The sequence below is a fragment of the Chryseobacterium sp. G0162 genome, from assembly GCF_003815715.1.
Taxonomy (GTDB): Bacteria; Bacteroidota; Bacteroidia; order Flavobacteriales; family Weeksellaceae; genus Chryseobacterium.
The window spans coordinates 2,220,511-2,239,116 of sequence record NZ_CP033922.1; the positions used below are offsets into that span (position 1 = coordinate 2,220,511).

Below are 18,606 nucleotides of genomic sequence, written 5' to 3' on the forward strand. Positions count from 1 at the left end.
GAGACCCAATGACTGATTTATTATTTTACTATTAATTTTTCGGTCTGCTTTTTACCTCCATTCTGGGATTCAAACTGAAGGATATAATTTCCTGTTGAAAGCCCTGAGGATTCATAATGATTATCTCCGGTGTTCAATGATTTTGTGTCTATCATTCTTCCGTTAAAATCATAGATTGTCAATTTTCCTTTGTTGTATTCATCAGGAACTGAAACCGTAAATGAAGAAGCTTTGCTTACAGGATTCGGATACAATTTTATCTGATTACTACTTTTGATTTCTCCGGAACTGATTCCTCTTTGAACTATTGTATTACTTGATAATTTTGAAGTCCCTGTCGCACATGGAAGATCAGTTACCCAGTTGGAAGCATCTACCCCTGTCAAGCTTAGAGTCACACCATTCCCTGAGCTATCCTGAACGGTAGAACCACTCCCCTCGTTAAACTTCCAGTAAGCTGCAAGGGAAGAAGCAGGAACAGATACATTACACATATTCTGACTGATTTCCGTCTGGCTCAATGCACGTTTCCAAACTCTGACCTCATCTATTTTACCATTGAAGTTTCTGGAAGTGTTATATAAATATCCTACATTGAAAGCTCCGTTGGAACTTATATTTCCGGTTTGTGCTTTACTTACATCCAAAGCACCATTGATATAAAGTTTCATCGTACTTCCATCATAGGTTGCTGCCACATGGTACCATGTATTGGCATTCAAAGCAGTAGCAGAAGCTAGTTTTTGCTGTACATTATTGACACTTATTACAAATTGAAGCTTATTATTGGCAAGGCTGGCATCTCCTAATCGCAAGAACGCTGAATTGCTATCACTTACCTCCGTTCCCATGATTGATGAGATGTATGGGGATGCTGATTTAAAAGATGAAGGTTTGATCCAGCCTTCGAAAGATAATGTGGAACCATTTAAGTTCATATTTCCGGCTGCTCCGGATTCAGTGCTTCCATCCAAAGACAGAGCATAAGAACCTGTAGGTGCCGTTGTTCCAGATCCGCTATTGAATCTTGGAGCAAACATATATGTACTTTTTACGCTACAGTTTGTTCTGATTCTCCAATCGTATTCGGTATTAGCGGCTAGTCCTGAAACGGTGATTGAACTAGAGTTAACTGCTGTAGCGGCACTCGTCCATGTTGTTGAAGAGGCTGGTTTATAATCAATATCATAAGTATTGGTTCCTACCGTAGACCAGTTTAATTTAGCACTTGTTCCGGTAAGATTGCTGGTGTATAATCCGATAGGAGCATCACAATTGGTTCCTTGGGTCCATGATTGTAAAGTCCCGCTTAAAACCGTTGGTTCACCATATAATGTCTGGGTACCTGCTGAAAGTTGTGACGTTTGATTGGTTCCTTTAAGATCATACCAAAGATATAATCCATACCCCCCGTTTTTTGTTTGGGTAGCCAGACTGGTGGTAGTAGAATTGGAAGTATTCCCAAGCCATACTGCTGCCGGAGAAATCTGTGCTTTGGTAAGAGGCGGAACATTAGGTGCGGAAAATGTTCCGTACATCGCATTCCAGCTGTAATTGATATTATCTCCTACTCGGGCTCCGTTCCAGGAAAGTCTTGAAGCAGCATCTCCATAATAATAGAATGAAATGATCTTATCCGGAAGTAATGCTCTTAGTTCCTGAACAAGCATAACGAAGGAACTGTCATTAGGCTGCCCGGTCCCATTATTTCCATAGTCTGAATATTCATCATCAAAATCAATCCCATCCAGACCATAAGTATTTACTGTATTGGCTAATTGTAATGCAAAGTCTTTTGCTGCCTCACGGGTAGGAAAATTACATATTCCTGCTCCCTGGTGATTTCCCAGAATGGTAAGGACCACTTTCATTCCTTTCTGCTGCAATGGCTTTATGTAGGTATCTGCATTGGTAAGAACCTTAGTCACATTATTATTAGAGTACAGATAGGCTCTTCCACGGCTGGTATCATAATTAATATTAGCCGCAAAAATATTGACCACATTGAACAGGTAACTATTCGATGTTTGCAGTTTATATGCTCCTGCATTCAGGAGGTTATTGTTGTTCACTTCCACATAGCATATTCCTTTAGGATTAAGCTGTTGTGCATTAAGAAAAGCACCAGACTGAAGCGCCATGGCCATCAGTGCGGTAAGGATGGATTTTTTTTTCATTGTATAATTTTTTTAAGATGTTTTGGTGTCTGAATTTTATATAGCATTCTCCTGATCCTTTCTTTTTGAGGAAAGCATCTTAAGTAAATAAGCCGTATAAAATATGGGGCTATGTCAGTAGCTCAGGGTTTTCGTTAAAGGTTTTCCATAGCAATTCTCCAAATAAGGTATTGGCCCATGCAAACCATTCTCTGGTGAATTTTTTGTCATTGTCTTTATGGAAGGATTCATGCATAAAGCCTGTCCCTCCGTGCGTTTTCTGTAAGGTATTGATGCACCATCTGATCTCACTTGTATCTTTTGTAGTGAGCGCTTTCATAATGATACTCATTGGCCAGATCATGTCAAGTCCGATATGTGGACCTCCTATCCCTTCTGCCAGCTTTCCTTTGAAGAAGAATGGGTTATTTTCCGACCACACGAATTTTCTCGTGTTCTGATAAACAGCGTCGTCAGCTTTCACCGCATCCAGATAAGGTAATCCTAACAGGCTTGGACAATTGGCATCATCCATCAGGTTATAACTTCCAAAGCCATTCACCTCAAAAGCATATATTTTTCCAAATTCAGGATGATTGTAAATTCCGTATTTTTTGATGGCTGCATCTACCTCATCAGCCAGGCTGTTCAGTTGTTGAGCCAACGTTTTTTCATTTTTAATCTGAGACACCATTTCTGCGGCCTGGCGTAAACTTACTACTGCAAATAAGTTAGAAGGAATCAGGAATCCATAGATCGTAGCATCATCACTTGGACGGAACATAGAACTGATAAGCCCTACAGGTTTTGTTGGATAACCATATCCGCCCATAGGAACTCCGTCAGTAGCCCAGGATGTTGTACGCTCAAATTTATAAGGTCCTAAATCTTTTTTCCTCTGCTGTGCTATAAAGGTCTGCAAAGTAAGTTTAATTCCCTGTAGCCAGTTAGCATCAAAAGGTTTTGTATCTCCTGTTGTTTTCCAGAAATGATATGCCAAACGAATAGGATAACACAATGAATCGATCTCCCATTTTCTTTCATGAGTTCCCGGCTTCATATCGGTGTGGTCATACTCTTTCCATTTGCTTATCTTCTTGTCATCATTATAAAATGCGTTGGCATAAGGATCTTTCAGGATGAAAGTTGTTTGCTTATGGATTACTCCTGAAATCAACTTGTGAAGTTTTTCATCTTTCTTTGAGAACTGCAGATAAGGAAAAACCTGTGCAGAACTATCGCGAAGCCACATCGCATCAATATCTCCCGTAATCACATAAGTATCCGGTGTACCGTTGCTTTCACTATAAAAAACAGTAGTATCTAATGTATTTGGAAAACAGTTTTCAAAAAGCCAGCTTAGCTCTTTATTGTTTACTTTCTTTTTAAAAGCTGCAATAGCACTTTCTACGGATTCACTGGTAAAATGTCTTTTATCTTTAGGAACACGGACAACAGGAAAACCTTCCGTAGCCAGGGTTTTTGCAAAAACATTTTGAGTAAACAGCAATCCGGCTCCTGCCAGTGCACTTGTTTTAATAAAATTTCTCCTTTCCATTGATACTTTTGTTTCGTTTATTTTTATTAGTCTTATTTTACAGGCTTACTTCCCATGACAAATCTCAGCTCTCCACCGTTCATGATGTCACTATGGTTCAGTTCCCAGCTTTTGTACTCTTTTCCGTTCAGGAACATTTTCTGTACATAGATATTTTTATCTGATATTTTATCAGCAATCACTGTGAATGTTTTTCCGTTTTCCAATTGTAATGAAGCTTTCGGGAACTGAGGGGCTCCAATCGAATAAACAGGTTTTCCAGGTGTAACAGGATAAAATCCTAATGAAGAGAAAATATACCATGCTGACATTTGTCCACAGTCTTCATTATTCACAATTCCATCAGGTTTGGCAGCATACATATTATCACGGATGTATTTTACCATCTTTTGTGTCTTATAAGGACTTCCAGCATAGTTGTACAGGTATGGAACATGATGTCCCGGCTCATCTCCAAATCCTAAAGACCCGATGAATCCGGAAATATCAACATGCTGCTCTCCTTCCATTTTAAGGTTTTCAGTAAATGTTTTATCCAGTTTTTCTTCAAATCCTTTCTTTCCGCCATACAGATTCATCATTTCATCGATTTGATGTGGAACAAAGAAATCATAAGCCCAGATATTTCCGGAAACCCAATGTGGCTGAAGCTTTTTCCAGTCATTAAGAGGAAAATCTGCCAGAAATTTTCCATTTTTTTGTCTCGGCCAGAAATGGTTATTTTCTTTATTGAAAGTATTCAGGAAGTTCATGGAGCGTTTTCTGTATACTTCAGCTTCCTCTTTTTTTCCTAATTTTTCTGCCAACTGCTGAATACACCAGTCATCATAGGAATATTCTAATGTTGCAGAGACAGAAGCCCCATTTTCTGAAGGAGTATATCCTAGCTTAATATAATCATTAAGCCCTCCGCCTCCATCACTGCTGCTCATTTTATCTGTCAGAGAAGCATCTTTCATGGCTGCAAAAGCTTTTTCACCATCAATACCAGGTACTCCTTTGGAAATAGCATCCCAGATTACCGATGCGCTGTGATAACCCAGCATACAGAAATTATCATATCCGCATAGTTCCCAGATCGGCATATGATCTTTACGATCAGTATATCTGCTGATGAGAGAGTTAGCAAATTCCTTGGTATGTTTTTGATCCATAATAGTCAATAATGGATGAGTAGCTCTGAAACCATCCCAATATGAATAGGTACTGTAATTCGTAAACCATTTCGTATTCATATTTTCCTCGGCTGCTACATAGTCTCCGTTAACATCCATATACAGATTCGGAGCAATAAATGTATGATAAACTCCTGTATAGAAGATTTTTCTCTGACTATCTGTTCCCCCGGTTACCTGGAATCTTCCGATAAGATCCCGCCATGTTTTTTGTGCAGTTTCTTTAGCTTTTGCAAAATCCACATTTTTCGCTTCTGTATCAAAGTTTTCCTGTGCATTTTCTGTGCTTACCGGAGATAAAGAAACTTTTACTTCAATACTTTCCTGATCTTCTGTAGCAAACCTTACAAAGGCTTTGGCATCTTTTGCCAGCGCAATTTTTTCATTGTTCTTTATTTTCCCTTCAGCATATACTCCATAAGATTTAAACGGTTTGGAAAATTCCATCACGAAATAGGCAAATCTTTTTCCACCCCAGCCATTACTGTAGCAATATCCTTTTATTCTGTTATTACCTTCTACGCTTACCAATGTATGGTAAATATTTCCGAAGATCTTATTTGTAGGATCAATAATAATATTGGCTTCATCAGTTTTCGGAAAGGTATATTTATGAAAACCGACTCTTGGAGAGGTTGTCAATTCTGCTTTCACTCCATAGCTATCCAGCATTACGGAATAATACCCCGGAGCTGCGGTTTCTTTATCATGAGTGAATGTTGAACGATATCCGGTTTCAGGTTTATCTTCTGATCCGGGAACCATTTTTACCTGTCCCACAGTTGGCATTACCAGAATATCTCCAAGATCTGCCCACCCAGTTCCGCTCAGATGGTTATGGCTGAATCCCATGATCGTCTTACTGCTGTAGTGGTATCCGGAACACCAGTCCCAATCTCCACTTTTGGTATTTTGATCCGGACTCAGCTGAATCATTCCGAATGGTGTAGTGGCCCCCGGAAAGGTATGTCCATGTCCTCCTGTCCCTATAAACGGATCTACCCAGGATAAAATGTCATTCTTATTTTGTTGGGCATTCGCTATGGAAATCAGGGATGTAAAAAAACAGATCAGCAATTCTTTTTTCATGATAAGAGAGTATCAGAGATTTTTTAATTTAAAAGTTTGTTTAAAAATATGAAAACCATTACAAAGATCCCAAAAAGCAGAGAAATTAAGCTGGTTAACATATTTTTTTCATCTTAGAATGATTAGATTGAATTCTTTTTCATAAAATCAATAATTTCTGAGATATACCCAAAGGCAATTGCCACTACAGTATCGGCTGCCCCATAATATACTGTTACTTTGTCTCCCTCCGTTAAAGCTGCACAAGGAAAAACCACATTCGGTACATCTCCTGTTAATTCGTACACCTCTGCCGGAGCCAATAAATAAGGTTTTGTCCTATACAATACTTTTGTAGGATCTTCAAGATCAAGCAAAGCAGCTCCCATTGAATATCTGAATCCTCTACAAGTGTTGATTACTCCATGATAAAACAATAACCATCCTTCTTCTGTCTTGATAGGAACCGGTCCACCACCAATCTTAGTACACTGCCACGCACTGTCTTCGAAAGGAGTAACTTTCATCACACAACGGTGCTCACCCCAATATTTCATATCAGGACTGTAGCTGATATAAATATCTCCAAAAGGAGTATGTCCGTTGTCACTTGGGCGGCTCAACATCGCATATTTACCATTGATTTTTTCCGGGAAAAGGACTCCGTTTCTGTTGAAGGGAAGGAATGCATTTTCACACTGGAAAAATTCTTTAAAATCGAAAGTATATCCAATTCCAATAGTAGGTCCATTGTATCCGTTACACCATGTGATCCAGTATCGGTCTTCTATAAAGGTAACACGCGGATCATATTTGTAGTCGGATTCAATCATATCGGTATTTCCTGCCTGCATTTCAATAGGATCATGATTGATCTCCCAATTGATTCCATCTTTACTGAACCCTGCAAAGATATTCATCTGTACGGCTTTATTATCGCAACGGAATACCCCTGCAAATCCATCTTCAAAAGGAATTACTGCACTATTGAATATACTATTGGATGTTGGTATTGCATATCTGTTAATGATCGGGTTTTCGGAAAACCTCCACATAATATCATTACAACCTTCCGGGCGATCCTGCCAAGGGATCATTACTGATTGAGCTGTCATAAAGTATTTTTACTTTTTTATTTAAAATTTGTTTATTAATTGATTATTTCTTCTTTCTGATTTTCTGAATAAGGGAAAGGAACAAACAGGGTGACAAGGAATGCAGGAATGGTAGCGATCAGCACCCAGATAAAGAATATTTTATATCCTACCCAGTCACTAATCATCCCACTGAACATTCCCGGTATCATTACTCCAAGGTTCATAATTCCTGTGGCAAAGGCATAATAGGCTGTTTTATGTTTTCCGGGAGCAATCTGCTGCATCATATAGAGCATCAATCCCACAAAACCAAATCCATATCCAAAATACTCTACCACTACAGCCATTCCTACAGGTAAAAGATCAACCGGCTGATAATAAGCCAGTAATGCATATACCACAAACGGAATATTAAATGCACAGCACAGCCATATCAATGATTTTTTCAATCCGCGGGCTGAAATAAAATATCCAGCCAAAACAGATCCCAGAATGAATGCCGCAGAACCATAAGTTCCATAAATAAGCCCGATATCTGAAGTTGACAACCCTAATCCACCTGAAGTTCTTGGAGCTTTAAAAAATAAAGGAGCAATCTTTATTGCAAAACCTTCTGCAAAACGATACAAGATAATGAACAAAATACACCACAGTATTTTCTTCTTGGTAAAGAAGGAAGTAATGACTTCCAATAATTCTTTACGGATATTACCTGCCGTTTTTTCTTCTTTATTTTCTTCTTTATTTTCTTTTGGCAGAATGAAATAGTGATATATCGCTAATGCAAAAAATAATAATGCATAGATCACCATAATAATCATCCAGGCATGGGTAACTCCTTTTGTTTTTTCCAACACTCCGGCAGCATACACCAAAGCTCCACTACTGATAATTTTGGCCAGGTTGTAAAATGCGCCCTGCCAACCAATGTACTTAGCCTGTTCCTTATTACTCAGAAAACCAATATACGTTCCGTCTGCTACTACATCATGGGTTGCTCCACAAAATGCAACTACTGCAAAAAGAGCAATGCTGTATTTGAAAAAGTCGTGCAAAGGCAGACTTAAGGCAACCAAAGCAAAAAGAATTCCTATGGCAAACTGGGTAGAAACAACAAAGAATTTTTTAGTTTTATAGATCTCCAGAAAAGGGCTCCAAAGTGGCTTTAATGTCCATGAAAACATAATCAAAGCCGTCCAGAATGTGATCTGTGAATCCGAAACACCCATATCCTTATACATGATCCCCGACACCGCATTAATGGTTACAAAGGGTACTCCCATTGCAAAATATAATGTGGATATCCAGAGAATTGGCTGAATCCGACGGGTTCCGGAGTTGTTTTTTCCCATATTTAAAAATAAGATTCTAAAGAAAAAGAGAACATCTCAAGGTTCATTCCGGCTAAAAAACGAAACTATAAATTTTTTGGAGATCCTACGCTTATCTCCTGCCTGAATGATGATCCTTTATGAGATGTCTCTGTATTTTGAAGTGATTTGATTATTTTTTATCCCACCATAGCTTGGTTCCTCCATTATCAGGGCCTCCTAATTGCTGAACAGCTTGTGCGTAATTGAAAGTCGAGTTTTTTGTATCATTTGTGAACGGAATTCTTCTAATCATCTGATCTGTACTAATTAATCCTCCACTATCATTTTTTCTGACTTTGAACAAAATTGGGTATCCTGTTCTTCTTTGTTCAGCCCATGCTTCAGGACCATCCGGATAAAGCGCCAACCATTTTTGAGTGATGATTCTTTCAAGTTTCTTTTCGTTCGAATCGCTGTTGTTCCAGGCAATGGTAATGGTGCTTAACTGAGCATCTCCCACAAGAACGTTATTGGCTGCATTTTTAGGGTCAATATAAGGAGCTTCTGTAGAAACACCATCTGCAAGATAAGCACCCAGATCAGAACTTTTCCCCCATTCTCCAAAAGACTGAGTGATACCCGCTTGATAATTAGCTTGTGCATCACCTGCGCCCGAATATCCTCTCAAAGCTGCCTCGGCTTTTAAAAACCAAGTTTCAGCGGCAGTAAACAATTTGAATTTTCCATCAGTCCCGGAGAAATAATCTCCACTTGCTGCTCTTGCTGCCGGTTGAGAATATCCTCCATAGGTTGGCTGCCCATTGATTAAATCAATACCTTGGCGTATTCCTATATATTGAGGTTTACCCGCTATAAAGGTTGCCGGATCTTTTGCGGTATTGGCATACGCCGAAATTCTAGGGTCTTTGAAGCCATTCATATAAGCCATTATGGGTGCCCCTATAGAGCAATCACCCCATGAATAGATAATAAAACTTAATTCGTGCTGCCCAACACTTATCAATGCATTATCTGCATTATCAGATATTAATCCTGCGGAAGAAGCAAAAACTTCCTCAGCATATTTTTTTGATTTTGCGGGATCAGCATAACTCATACGCAAAGCAAATCTCAATTTTAGAGAGTTGGCTAGTTTTGTCCATTTAGCAATATCTCCACCATAGATCAAATCTGCTCTTTTTACTACAGCTTTATCTTCTACATTCTGTGTTGCTGGAGTATTTTGTACTTTTTGCAAATCAGAAATAGCAGTGGTAAGATCAGTAATAAAATTATTGTAAGCATCCTGCTGAGAATCAAAATCTGTAATCCCGTTTGCGTTAGGAGTATCATATTTACTATACACTACAGGTCCATGGCGATCTGAAACTCTTGCTGCTGTAAGGATTTTTAATATTTTTTTAACTGCAAAAGTTGCTGTAAAATCTATTCCGGGATAATTGTATTTTGCCGCGTCATCTATGACAATAGAATTATTAAAAACATCACGCTGTCTTGCAATGATTCTATTATTCCAGCCATCCATCATTAAATAAGTAAGATTATTCGTTCCTCCATTAAACTGTGATGCCGTACTAAACATTCCACTAAACATATCTGCATTGAGATTGGTCGCTAACTGATAATCTGACTGAAAACCTCTTTGGATGTCTTTCATAGGATTTACAATGGCTGTAAAATCTGCATAAAAATTTTCCGGACCTCCAACTTTCTGCTGATTAAACTCTTCAAAGTCTCCGATACAACTGGAGGCAGAAAAAAGCACAGCTACTCCAAGTATATAAGTTTTAATATTAATTATTTTCATTTTAGTATTCAATATTTAGAAGTTAGCTTTTAGTGATAATCCGATAGATCTGGTAATAGGTATACCAAAAGAATCTACTCCTACACCACCAGGGGTGTTTCCTGAAACCTGTTCAGGATCAAACGGTGCTTTTTTATAAAAGAAAAATAGGTTTGTTCCCACGATACTTACCGTTGCATTCTTTAGGTAGCTAGATTTGATATCAAAAGTATATCCTATAGATGCCTGGCGCAGCCTTACAGTGGTTGCACTATAGATATAGGCTTCATCAATTCCTGCTCCTTCCTGATTTGCTCCTACCGCTTTATAATAAGCTTGTGCATCAGTTAACCCAGTATAGGCAGCTCCTGCATTTGGAGTTCCTGGTGCGTATACCGCATTCGGGATAGCTACTCCCCCTGCATCTCTGGCAGAAGCACTGTTCTGGCTCACCCCAATCATATCATTTGCTTTTTCTGTAAGAGAAAGGACTTGACCGCCAAATTTTCCATCAATCAGAAAAGAAATCCCCAGTTTTCCAATATTAAAAGAGTTATTAAATCCTAACATAAATTTAGGATTAGGATTCCCTAAATAACCAATTTGTTTATCTGCCATAGGTTTTCCATCAGCATCTACTAAAATTCGCCCCTGATCATCTCTCAAAAATTTAACCCCATAAATGTCTCCGAAAGATCCGCCCAACTTAAGTTTTGTATAAACACCACCACCCGTAAGTGCAAGAAGCTGATTTTCAAGACCACTGAGCCTAGAAGGGAATAATTCTACAATTTTATTTTTGTTTGCAGAACCATTTAAATTAGCCGTCCAGCCAAATTTTTCTGAATCAAATATTTTATAGGATAGAGAAGCTTCAAAACCTGTATTTTGTATTTTTCCGGCATTTATATAATAGGAACCGGATGGTAAACCTCCTAAGTTAGAGTCAATATTAAGGGGCAAAAGCTGGTTGGAAGCATTTGAATTATAATAGGTGATATCAAAACTTAAACGGTTTTTAAACAATCTTAGTTCAGTTCCAGCTTCAAAAGTCTTATTAAGTTCTGGTTTTACAAATAATTCCTTGTAAGCAGGATTTGTTACAAGTGAATATTTAGGTTTTACAATTTGACCGGCATCAACATTGTATCCATAAACACTATTATATGGAATCATAGCCGTTGTCAAATTTGCGGGCAGTCCTAATCCTACTGTAGCATAGGACCCTCTTATTTTCCAAAAGCTAATGGCTTCAGGAAGTTTAAAGATTGAAGATAATACAGCGTTAGCATCCACAGATTCATAATCATATCCACTGGTTCCTGTATAAGCCAAAGTGGAATCCCAGTCATTTCTAAAAGTCATATCCACAAAGAACATATTCTTATACCCCAAAGATGCACTTGCAAAAACCGACTGTATTTGTTTTTTGGTACTATAGCTTATATTATGAAAACCATCTCCTACTCCTCTATCTACATTCCACTGCAGATTACTAAGCGTAAACAAATTCGGAATTGCCAAATAAGCATTATCAATTTCAGTTACTGTATTTCTTGAGGTATTGATACTTCCACCCACTGTAAAGTCTAATGAAATGTCTTCACTTAATTTTGGACTCCCTACTAATAAAACATCACCATAAGTAGAAGAGTTTTCGTATTTGTTTTGAAGAAATCTTCCATTTTCTCCGTTGCTCGTTATCAGAATTGGATCTGAGTAGGCAGAAACACCTCTTTGGCTATCTGTAATATTCCAGCTATAATTCCCTCTTACTCTTGCTGATAACCATGGATTGATTTGATAGGCCAAAGATACAGCACTGTAGGTATTTTTGTTATTAACAGTAACTCTATTTCTGTTTAATACCCAATAAGGGTTTTGTGTTGCAGGATTCCCGTTGAATTTTCCATCTGGTCCTATCGCCCACCAATTCTGAGCAGGTAATAATCTTTTTTTGTCTATAAAAGAATAGTTACTATCATTATACTGATCAAAATCTACACCTCTTGGCAACCAATATAAACTCACTAATGGCGAAAAAGAAATACCAGGTGTCTGTCTGTTGATACTGTTTTGTATAGAGCCAATAAAATTAGCATCCAACGTTAATTTATCATTCAGATATTTGCTGGAATTTCTAAAAGAGACATTGTACTGATCGAAATAAGAAGAAGGAACAATTCCTTTATTTGTGGTATTCCCTATGGAGAAATAATTTGTTGATTTTTCGGTTCCTGACTGAAAAGAAAGGCTATTAACCCATGTAGTACCAGTTTGTAGAAAATCTTTTAGATAATCCTTAGAAGCTCCTTTTGCTCCCCAGCTTTCATTCGAAACACCAGGAGCCTGGCCAGAAACTGCGGGATCATAAGAAAGATAGCTATGCTGCAGCTTAGGAAGGCTATAGGCCTGATCTACTGTAAAACTAGTGTTGTAACTTATAGAACTTTTACCTGCTTTTCCTTTTTTAGTGGTAATCAGAATTACACCATTCCCTCCAATAGAACCATAAAGAGCAGAAGCGGAAGCACCTTTTAAGAAGTTGATACTTTCAATATCATCTGGATTGATGGAGCTTAATACATCTCCTGCATCCGGCATTGTAGAGTATTGGCTCGCCTCTGCAGATTTTCCAACACTGTTAATAATGGGAATACCATCTATTACATATAAAGGCTGGCTGCTACTGGCTGATTTATTTCCTCTCATTAAAACCCTAACCGAACTTCCTACACCGTTAGTTCTATTGATCTGTACATTGGAAACTTTTCCGCTGATTGAGTTTAAAAAATTGGGAGTTTTCACTTCTGTTAGCTCATCTCCGCCAATCTGCTGACTGGAATACGTAAGAGCGCGAGCCTGCCTTTTAACCCCCAAAGAGGTGACTACGACCTCCTGGATATCGGTTGTCTTCGTAGTGTCGGCCGCTTTTTTTTCCTGTGCAGTGGCAGAAAGGGAAAAAACAAATAGAACCGGTATAACTGCTTTTCTCATAAGGTTTAGATTAGTTAGATTTAATTGAGAATCAATGACATTACTTTATATTTTAATACCTAAAATTTTATTATTTTTTTAGCAATATTTTGCTGTTTATGTATTAAATTATTTAAAGTTTTGTTAAGATTTAATTCACATTAACAAATCTAAATTTTGTAACCAGTCCGATATAATACTATTTTATCATAAAACGATATTATTTTTTCAGTCTATTCATTTAAAAACACATAACAATTTAATTATCAGAAAATTAAATCCAAATTGAAACGATCAAAAAAGAGGAATTATTTCTTATTTTTTTTCAACATTAAATATGAAAGTATATTGAGAAATGTAGAAAACTCAAAGAGTGTAGAACAAAAATAGAAGGAGAACGTTATTCAATTTTTTTAACTCCTTTAAAGTGTTCTCTGAATTCAGTAGGGGTCGTCTTTTTAATTGATTTAAAGACTTTATTAAAGTTCGCGATATTATTGAACCCAGCTTCGAAAGCAATTTCAAACACAGTAAGATTTTTTTCCATCAGCCAGCGGGCAGCATAGCTTATTCTGATTTCATTAAGATAATTGATAAACGTTTTACCCGTTCTTTTTTTAATGAATCTGTTGAATGTTACGTTACTCATATTAACCAATGAAGCTACCGTATCCAATGTTATTTTATTCTCAAAATTCTTATGAACAAAATCGTGGATAACTTTCATTTTATCATTATCATCAAAAGTCTCAAGCTCAATACTGTAAGAAGACAAAAGCGTTTTATCTTCTGCAATGGCTAACTCGTTGAGAATTTTCATAATTTCTATGAAAGATTCAAAACTGTTCATCTTGGATAGATTGAGAAACGAATCTTTTAGTTTTTCAGCAGTTTCCGTAGAAAATAAAATTCCCCGGATCGAATCCTTAATCAGATGATTAATTGGTTTCAGAATGTTTTTTTGCATCAATGCCTGATTAAAAAAATCCTGATTAAACTGTATGGTTATTTCGTGGGTCTTCCTGTTTTTACATTTATAATTGGCCCAACAATGTGGTAAATTCGGACCTACTAAAACCAATTCAATATCTCCGATCTCCCCTGTATGATCCCCAATCATTCTGCGATATCCTTTTCCTTTGTACACAAAATTAATTTCAATCTCCGGATGATAATGATAGGGAAAGTCAAATGAAGCCTTGATCCTGTCAAACACCAGAAAACTGTCTTCAGGAGATAGTGGAGTTATTTCTCTAAGAATATTTTCTAGTCCGTTCATGCAGCCAATTTTGAAAAAAGGTTAAAATATCGTTCACAGTACAAATCTTTGTAAAAATGATAAAATAATATCAATGTAAAAACATATTGACCGTTTTTTTTATATCATTTTGGGATGCATATCAGAATAAAATCAGGCTTCTGTAATTTAATCTCCTTCAAGCATTGCTTTTTTGTATCTTTATACGGAACAATTTTCATCAGGAAAATAAATTTTCACATCAATATCAATTAATATTAATCAAAACCAACAGTATGAGACGTAACGCAACAGCCGTTTGGAACGGTACCATTAAAGAAGGAAAAGGACACATTACTACCCAAAGTACCACTTTAAACCAGACTCAATATTCTTTTAACAGCCGTTTTGCAGATGGTGTAGGAACCAATCCTGAAGAACTACTGGCGGCTGCCCATGCCGGATGTTTTACGATGAAATTAAGTGCAGAACTTTCTCAAGCGGGTTATACTCCTGAAGAATTAACCACCACGTCGGTAATCACCCTTGATCCAAATATCGGAAAGATTACAAAATCTGAACTAACCCTTACCGCAAAGGTACCTGGGATTTCAGAAGAAGAATTTCAAAAATATGCTAAAATAGCAGAAGAAGGATGCCCGGTTAGCGCAGCATTTAACTTTGAAATTACCCTGAATGCCACGTTAGCTTAAAAAGCTCCTCTATTAATACAATAAGTCTGAGTTCTGATACGTTCTCAGACTTCATTTTAAAATAAAATATACCGTTTGGTATATTTTTGTATATTTGCATCATAATTAAGTGTTTAAAATGTCAAAAGCGGAAAAGACAAAACAATTTATCATTGAGAAAACGGCTACTTTGTTCAATACCAAAGGCTATAGTGCTACATCCCTGTCAGATATTACCCAGGCAACCGGACTAACCAAAGGGAGCATTTATGGAAACTTTGAAAATAAAGATCAGGTAGCCATTGAAGTGTATAAATACAATGCTGGACTGCTGAGTAAGGTAATGAACCATTCACTTGGAGATCAATACTTAACCTCAACTGATAAACTTCATGCTTTTGTATCTTTCTACAGGAAAAACTGGCGTTCTGTATTTTCAAACGGAGGTTGTCCTCTAATGAATGCCGCAACGGAAGCTGATGATTCCTTTCCTGCACTTAAAGAATATGTTCAGAAATCATTTACCCTATGGACGGAGAAAATATCTGCAGTGATCACTCAGGGACAAAAAAACAGTGAATTGAAAGCTTCAATAAATGCTGATAAATACGCGTCTTTGTTTATCATGCTTATTGAAGGGGGAATCTTACTTTCAAAAACCATGGATGATGAACGATTCCTGAACCAGGCTCTGGATAAGGTAAAAGATATGATCGATCATGAACTCACAATTATTCCATCATAAATTGCATACTATGGAAACAAAAAAAGTGGCTATTGTAGGATACAACAGAATCCCATTTGCCAGAATGAATACCGCCTATTCGGAAAAAGGTAATCAGGAGCTTTTACTGGCTGCTCTGAATGGTTTGATAGACCGTTATCACTTACAGGGTAAATTACTTGGAGAAGTAGCTGGTGGTGCAGTTATCAAACATATCTCTGAAAGCAATCTCATCAGAGAAACGGTAATGAATACATCATTGAACCCTGCCACTCCTGCCTGCGATCTTCAACAGGCTTGTGATACAGGAATTGAAGCGGCTATCTATATCGGAAATAAGATTGCTCTTGGACAAATAGAAAGTGGTATTGCCTGTGGTGTAGAAGCCATGAGTAATATTCCTTTTGAATCTTCTCCCCGATTAAGAAAAGCTCTTTTAAAAGCAAATAAAGAAAAATCTGCATTTGGAAAAATAAAACAGTTATTAAGCCCAAGGCTAAAAGACTGGATGCCCATCCCTTACAAGGGCCAGGAACCGAAGACAGGTTTGGTGATGGGAGAACATACTGAAATAACAGCAAAATATTATAAAATTCCAAGGGAAGATCAGGATGAATTGGCTTTGAAAAGTCATCAGAATATGGCCAAAGCTTATGATGAGGGATTCTTTGATGATATGATTACCCCTGCCTATGGCTTGGAGAAAGATAATAATCTACGTCGTGATACCAGCCTTGAAAAACTATCCCAATTAAAACCAGCTTTTGATAAGCAAAACGGAACTTTAACAGCAGGAAATTCTACTCCTTTTACAGATGGAGCTTCTTCTGTTTTATTAGCTAGTGAAGAATGGGCTAAAGCTAATAATCTTCCTATTTTAGCTTATATCACATTTTCAGAGCTTGCTGGGATAGAATATGTTGAAAACAAACAAAACTTGTTACTGGCACCTGTTTTCGCAGCAGAAAGAATGCTAAAAAAAGCAGGAATGAATTTAGAAGACTTCGACTATTACGAAATTCATGAAGCCTTTGCTGCTCAAGTGCTGGCCACCCTCAAAATCTGGGAAAATGATGATCTGGCTCAACAGTTCGGATTAGAAAAAGCCCTTGGAAAGATAGACAGAAGTAAACTCAATGTAAAAGGCGGAAGTCTTGCAGCCGCTCATCCTTTTGCAGCAACAGGCGGAAGAATAATAGCCACCTTAGCCAAACTCCTGAATGAAAAAGGAAGCGGAAAAGGCTTTATTTCCATTTGTGCTGCCCGCGGACAAGGGGTAACAATGATCTTAGAAAAGTAGTTTCCAGCTATTTTTATTAAAAAAACATTCATTATGCTATAAATAATACACCTGTTTATTCGTCTGCAGCGAAAGAAAAATGATAATATTGCAAACGGAAAACAGAATGATAAAGAAAAGCAGTGAAATGAAGCATGGGTAAAACACTTTACCTCATGAAAATCTAATCAGTTTTAAATAATCAACCAATATGAAAAGAGTTGTCATTACAGGATTGGGCGCAGTGACACCCTTGGGAAATAATGTCGAAGATTTTTGGCAGAACAGTATTAACGGAGCTAGCGGAGCAGGGTTAATCACTCATTTCGATTCAGAAAAATTTAAAGTACACTTTGCTTGTGAGGTAAAAGGTTTTGATCCAAAACTACATCTTACTCACAACGAAATCAAAAGAAGTGATCTTTTTACACAATATGCAATGTATGCTTCAGCAGAGGCAATACAGGATTCCGGCTTAGACCTTGAAAATATGGATCCTTTCGATTCAGGAGTAATCTGGGGAACAGGACAGGGCGGAATGTGGACTTTTGAAAAGGAAGTAATGGATTTTGCACAGGGTGATGGAACTCCTCGTTTTAATCCGTTCTTTGTCCCTAAATTTATTGCCAATATGGCTTCAGGGATGATTTCCATGAAATACGGGCTTCAGGGGATCAATTATACAACCGTTTCTGCCTGTGCAACAGGAAATACAGCATTGATGGATGCTTTCAATTACATCCGTCTCGGGAAAGCTAAAGTAATCATCAGCGGAGGTTCTGAAGCTGCTATTACTCCCGCTTCAATAGGAGGGTTCTCTATTATGAAGGCCATGTCTACAAGAAACGATGACTTTGCTACAGCCAGCCGTCCTTATGATGCAGAAAGAGATGGCTTTGTAATGGGTGAAGGCGCAGGAGCATTGGTTCTTGAAGAATACGAACATGCAGTGGCCAGAGGAGCAAAAATCTATGCAGAATTAGCAGGTGCAGCCATGACGGCAGATGCATATCACATGACAGCACCTCATCCTGAAGGGGTTGGAGCCATCAAAGCAATGCACTTAGCTGTAAAAGAAGCAGGTGCTAACATAGAAGACATTGATTATATTAATCCACATGCTACTTCTACTCCTTTGGGAGATCTGATCGAATTAAAAGCAATTAATAATGCTTTCAAAGGAAGTAAAAATCTTGATATCAGTGCAACGAAATCAATGACCGGACATTTATTAGGTGCTGCCGGAGCTGTTGAAGCCATTCTTTCTATTAAAGCTATTCAAAATGGTATTATTCCACCAACCATCAACCTTCACAGCATTGATGAGAGCATTCCGAAAGACATTAATATTGTATTCGGAGAGGCTAAGGAAAAAGAGATCAATTTTGCATTGAGCAATGCTTTTGGTTTTGGAGGACACAATGCTACTTTAGTCTTTAAGAAGTTTTCTTAATTTTTAAAATAACATTCTGAGAGATTTTTCAATCGGAAATTGAACAATGCATTCTTATTGAGTCCCAAGGA

12 protein-coding genes are annotated in these 18,606 nt (G+C 37.6%); 4 read left to right on the top strand and 8 right to left on the bottom strand.

The window, feature by feature from the left end; all coding sequences use genetic code 11:
* Window positions 1-20: 20 nt before the first annotated feature.
* The 8 genes from EG344_RS10170 to EG344_RS10205 form a co-directional block, all read right to left on the bottom strand.
* A complete protein-coding gene (locus tag EG344_RS10170; protein WP_123909333.1) occupies window positions 21-2,177 on the bottom strand; it encodes an endo-beta-N-acetylglucosaminidase H in 2,157 nt (718 codons plus the stop codon).
* 109 nt (window positions 2,178-2,286) lie between these two features.
* Window positions 2,287-3,714 (bottom strand): glycoside hydrolase family 125 protein, encoded by a 1,428-nt coding sequence (locus EG344_RS10175; RefSeq protein ID WP_123909334.1) that lies wholly within the window; start codon window positions 3,712-3,714, stop codon window positions 2,287-2,289.
* A gap of 32 nt (window positions 3,715-3,746) precedes the next feature.
* Complete coding sequence (locus EG344_RS10180) at window positions 3,747-5,978, bottom strand: GH92 family glycosyl hydrolase (protein WP_123909335.1); 2,232 nt, start codon at window positions 5,976-5,978, stop codon at window positions 3,747-3,749.
* A 122-nt stretch (window positions 5,979-6,100) separates the two neighbouring features.
* Window positions 6,101-7,072, bottom strand: a complete 972-nt coding sequence (locus EG344_RS10185; protein WP_123909336.1) for a glycoside hydrolase family 130 protein — start codon at window positions 7,070-7,072, stop codon at window positions 6,101-6,103.
* 35 nt (window positions 7,073-7,107) lie between these two features.
* Window positions 7,108-8,406, bottom strand: coding sequence for an MFS transporter (locus EG344_RS10190; protein ID WP_123909337.1), 1,299 nt, complete (start codon window positions 8,404-8,406; stop codon window positions 7,108-7,110).
* 151 nt (window positions 8,407-8,557) lie between these two features.
* Window positions 8,558-10,195, bottom strand: coding sequence for a SusD/RagB family nutrient-binding outer membrane lipoprotein (locus tag EG344_RS10195; protein ID WP_123909338.1), 1,638 nt, complete (start codon window positions 10,193-10,195; stop codon window positions 8,558-8,560).
* A gap of 15 nt (window positions 10,196-10,210) precedes the next feature.
* Entirely contained in the window at window positions 10,211-13,171 is a 2,961-nt protein-coding gene (locus tag EG344_RS10200) for a SusC/RagA family TonB-linked outer membrane protein (protein WP_123909339.1), read from the bottom strand.
* A gap of 379 nt (window positions 13,172-13,550) precedes the next feature.
* On the bottom strand, window positions 13,551-14,429 hold the full coding sequence (locus tag EG344_RS10205; protein ID WP_123909340.1) for an AraC family transcriptional regulator: 879 nt from the start codon (window positions 14,427-14,429) through the stop codon (window positions 13,551-13,553).
* Between the two features lie 254 nt (window positions 14,430-14,683).
* On the opposite strand from EG344_RS10205, the gene EG344_RS10210 reads away from it, so the two are divergent.
* The 4 genes from EG344_RS10210 to fabF all read left to right on the top strand — a co-directional run bounded on the left by EG344_RS10210 (window position 14,684) and on the right by fabF (window position 18,535).
* A complete protein-coding gene (locus EG344_RS10210; RefSeq protein WP_123909341.1) occupies window positions 14,684-15,100 on the top strand; it encodes an OsmC family protein in 417 nt (138 codons plus the stop codon).
* A gap of 118 nt (window positions 15,101-15,218) precedes the next feature.
* Window positions 15,219-15,824, top strand: coding sequence for a TetR/AcrR family transcriptional regulator (locus EG344_RS10215; protein ID WP_123909342.1), 606 nt, complete (start codon window positions 15,219-15,221; stop codon window positions 15,822-15,824).
* 10 nt (window positions 15,825-15,834) lie between these two features.
* The gene (locus EG344_RS10220) at window positions 15,835-17,103 is read left to right on the top strand and encodes an acetyl-CoA C-acetyltransferase (RefSeq protein ID WP_123909343.1); all 1,269 of its coding nucleotides are present in this window, start codon (window positions 15,835-15,837) and stop codon (window positions 17,101-17,103) included.
* Between the two features lie 190 nt (window positions 17,104-17,293).
* Window positions 17,294-18,535: a beta-ketoacyl-ACP synthase II gene (gene fabF / locus EG344_RS10225; protein WP_123909344.1), complete on the top strand. Its 1,242-nt coding sequence runs from the start codon at window positions 17,294-17,296 to the stop codon at window positions 18,533-18,535.
* Window positions 18,536-18,606: the final 71 nt, after the last annotated feature.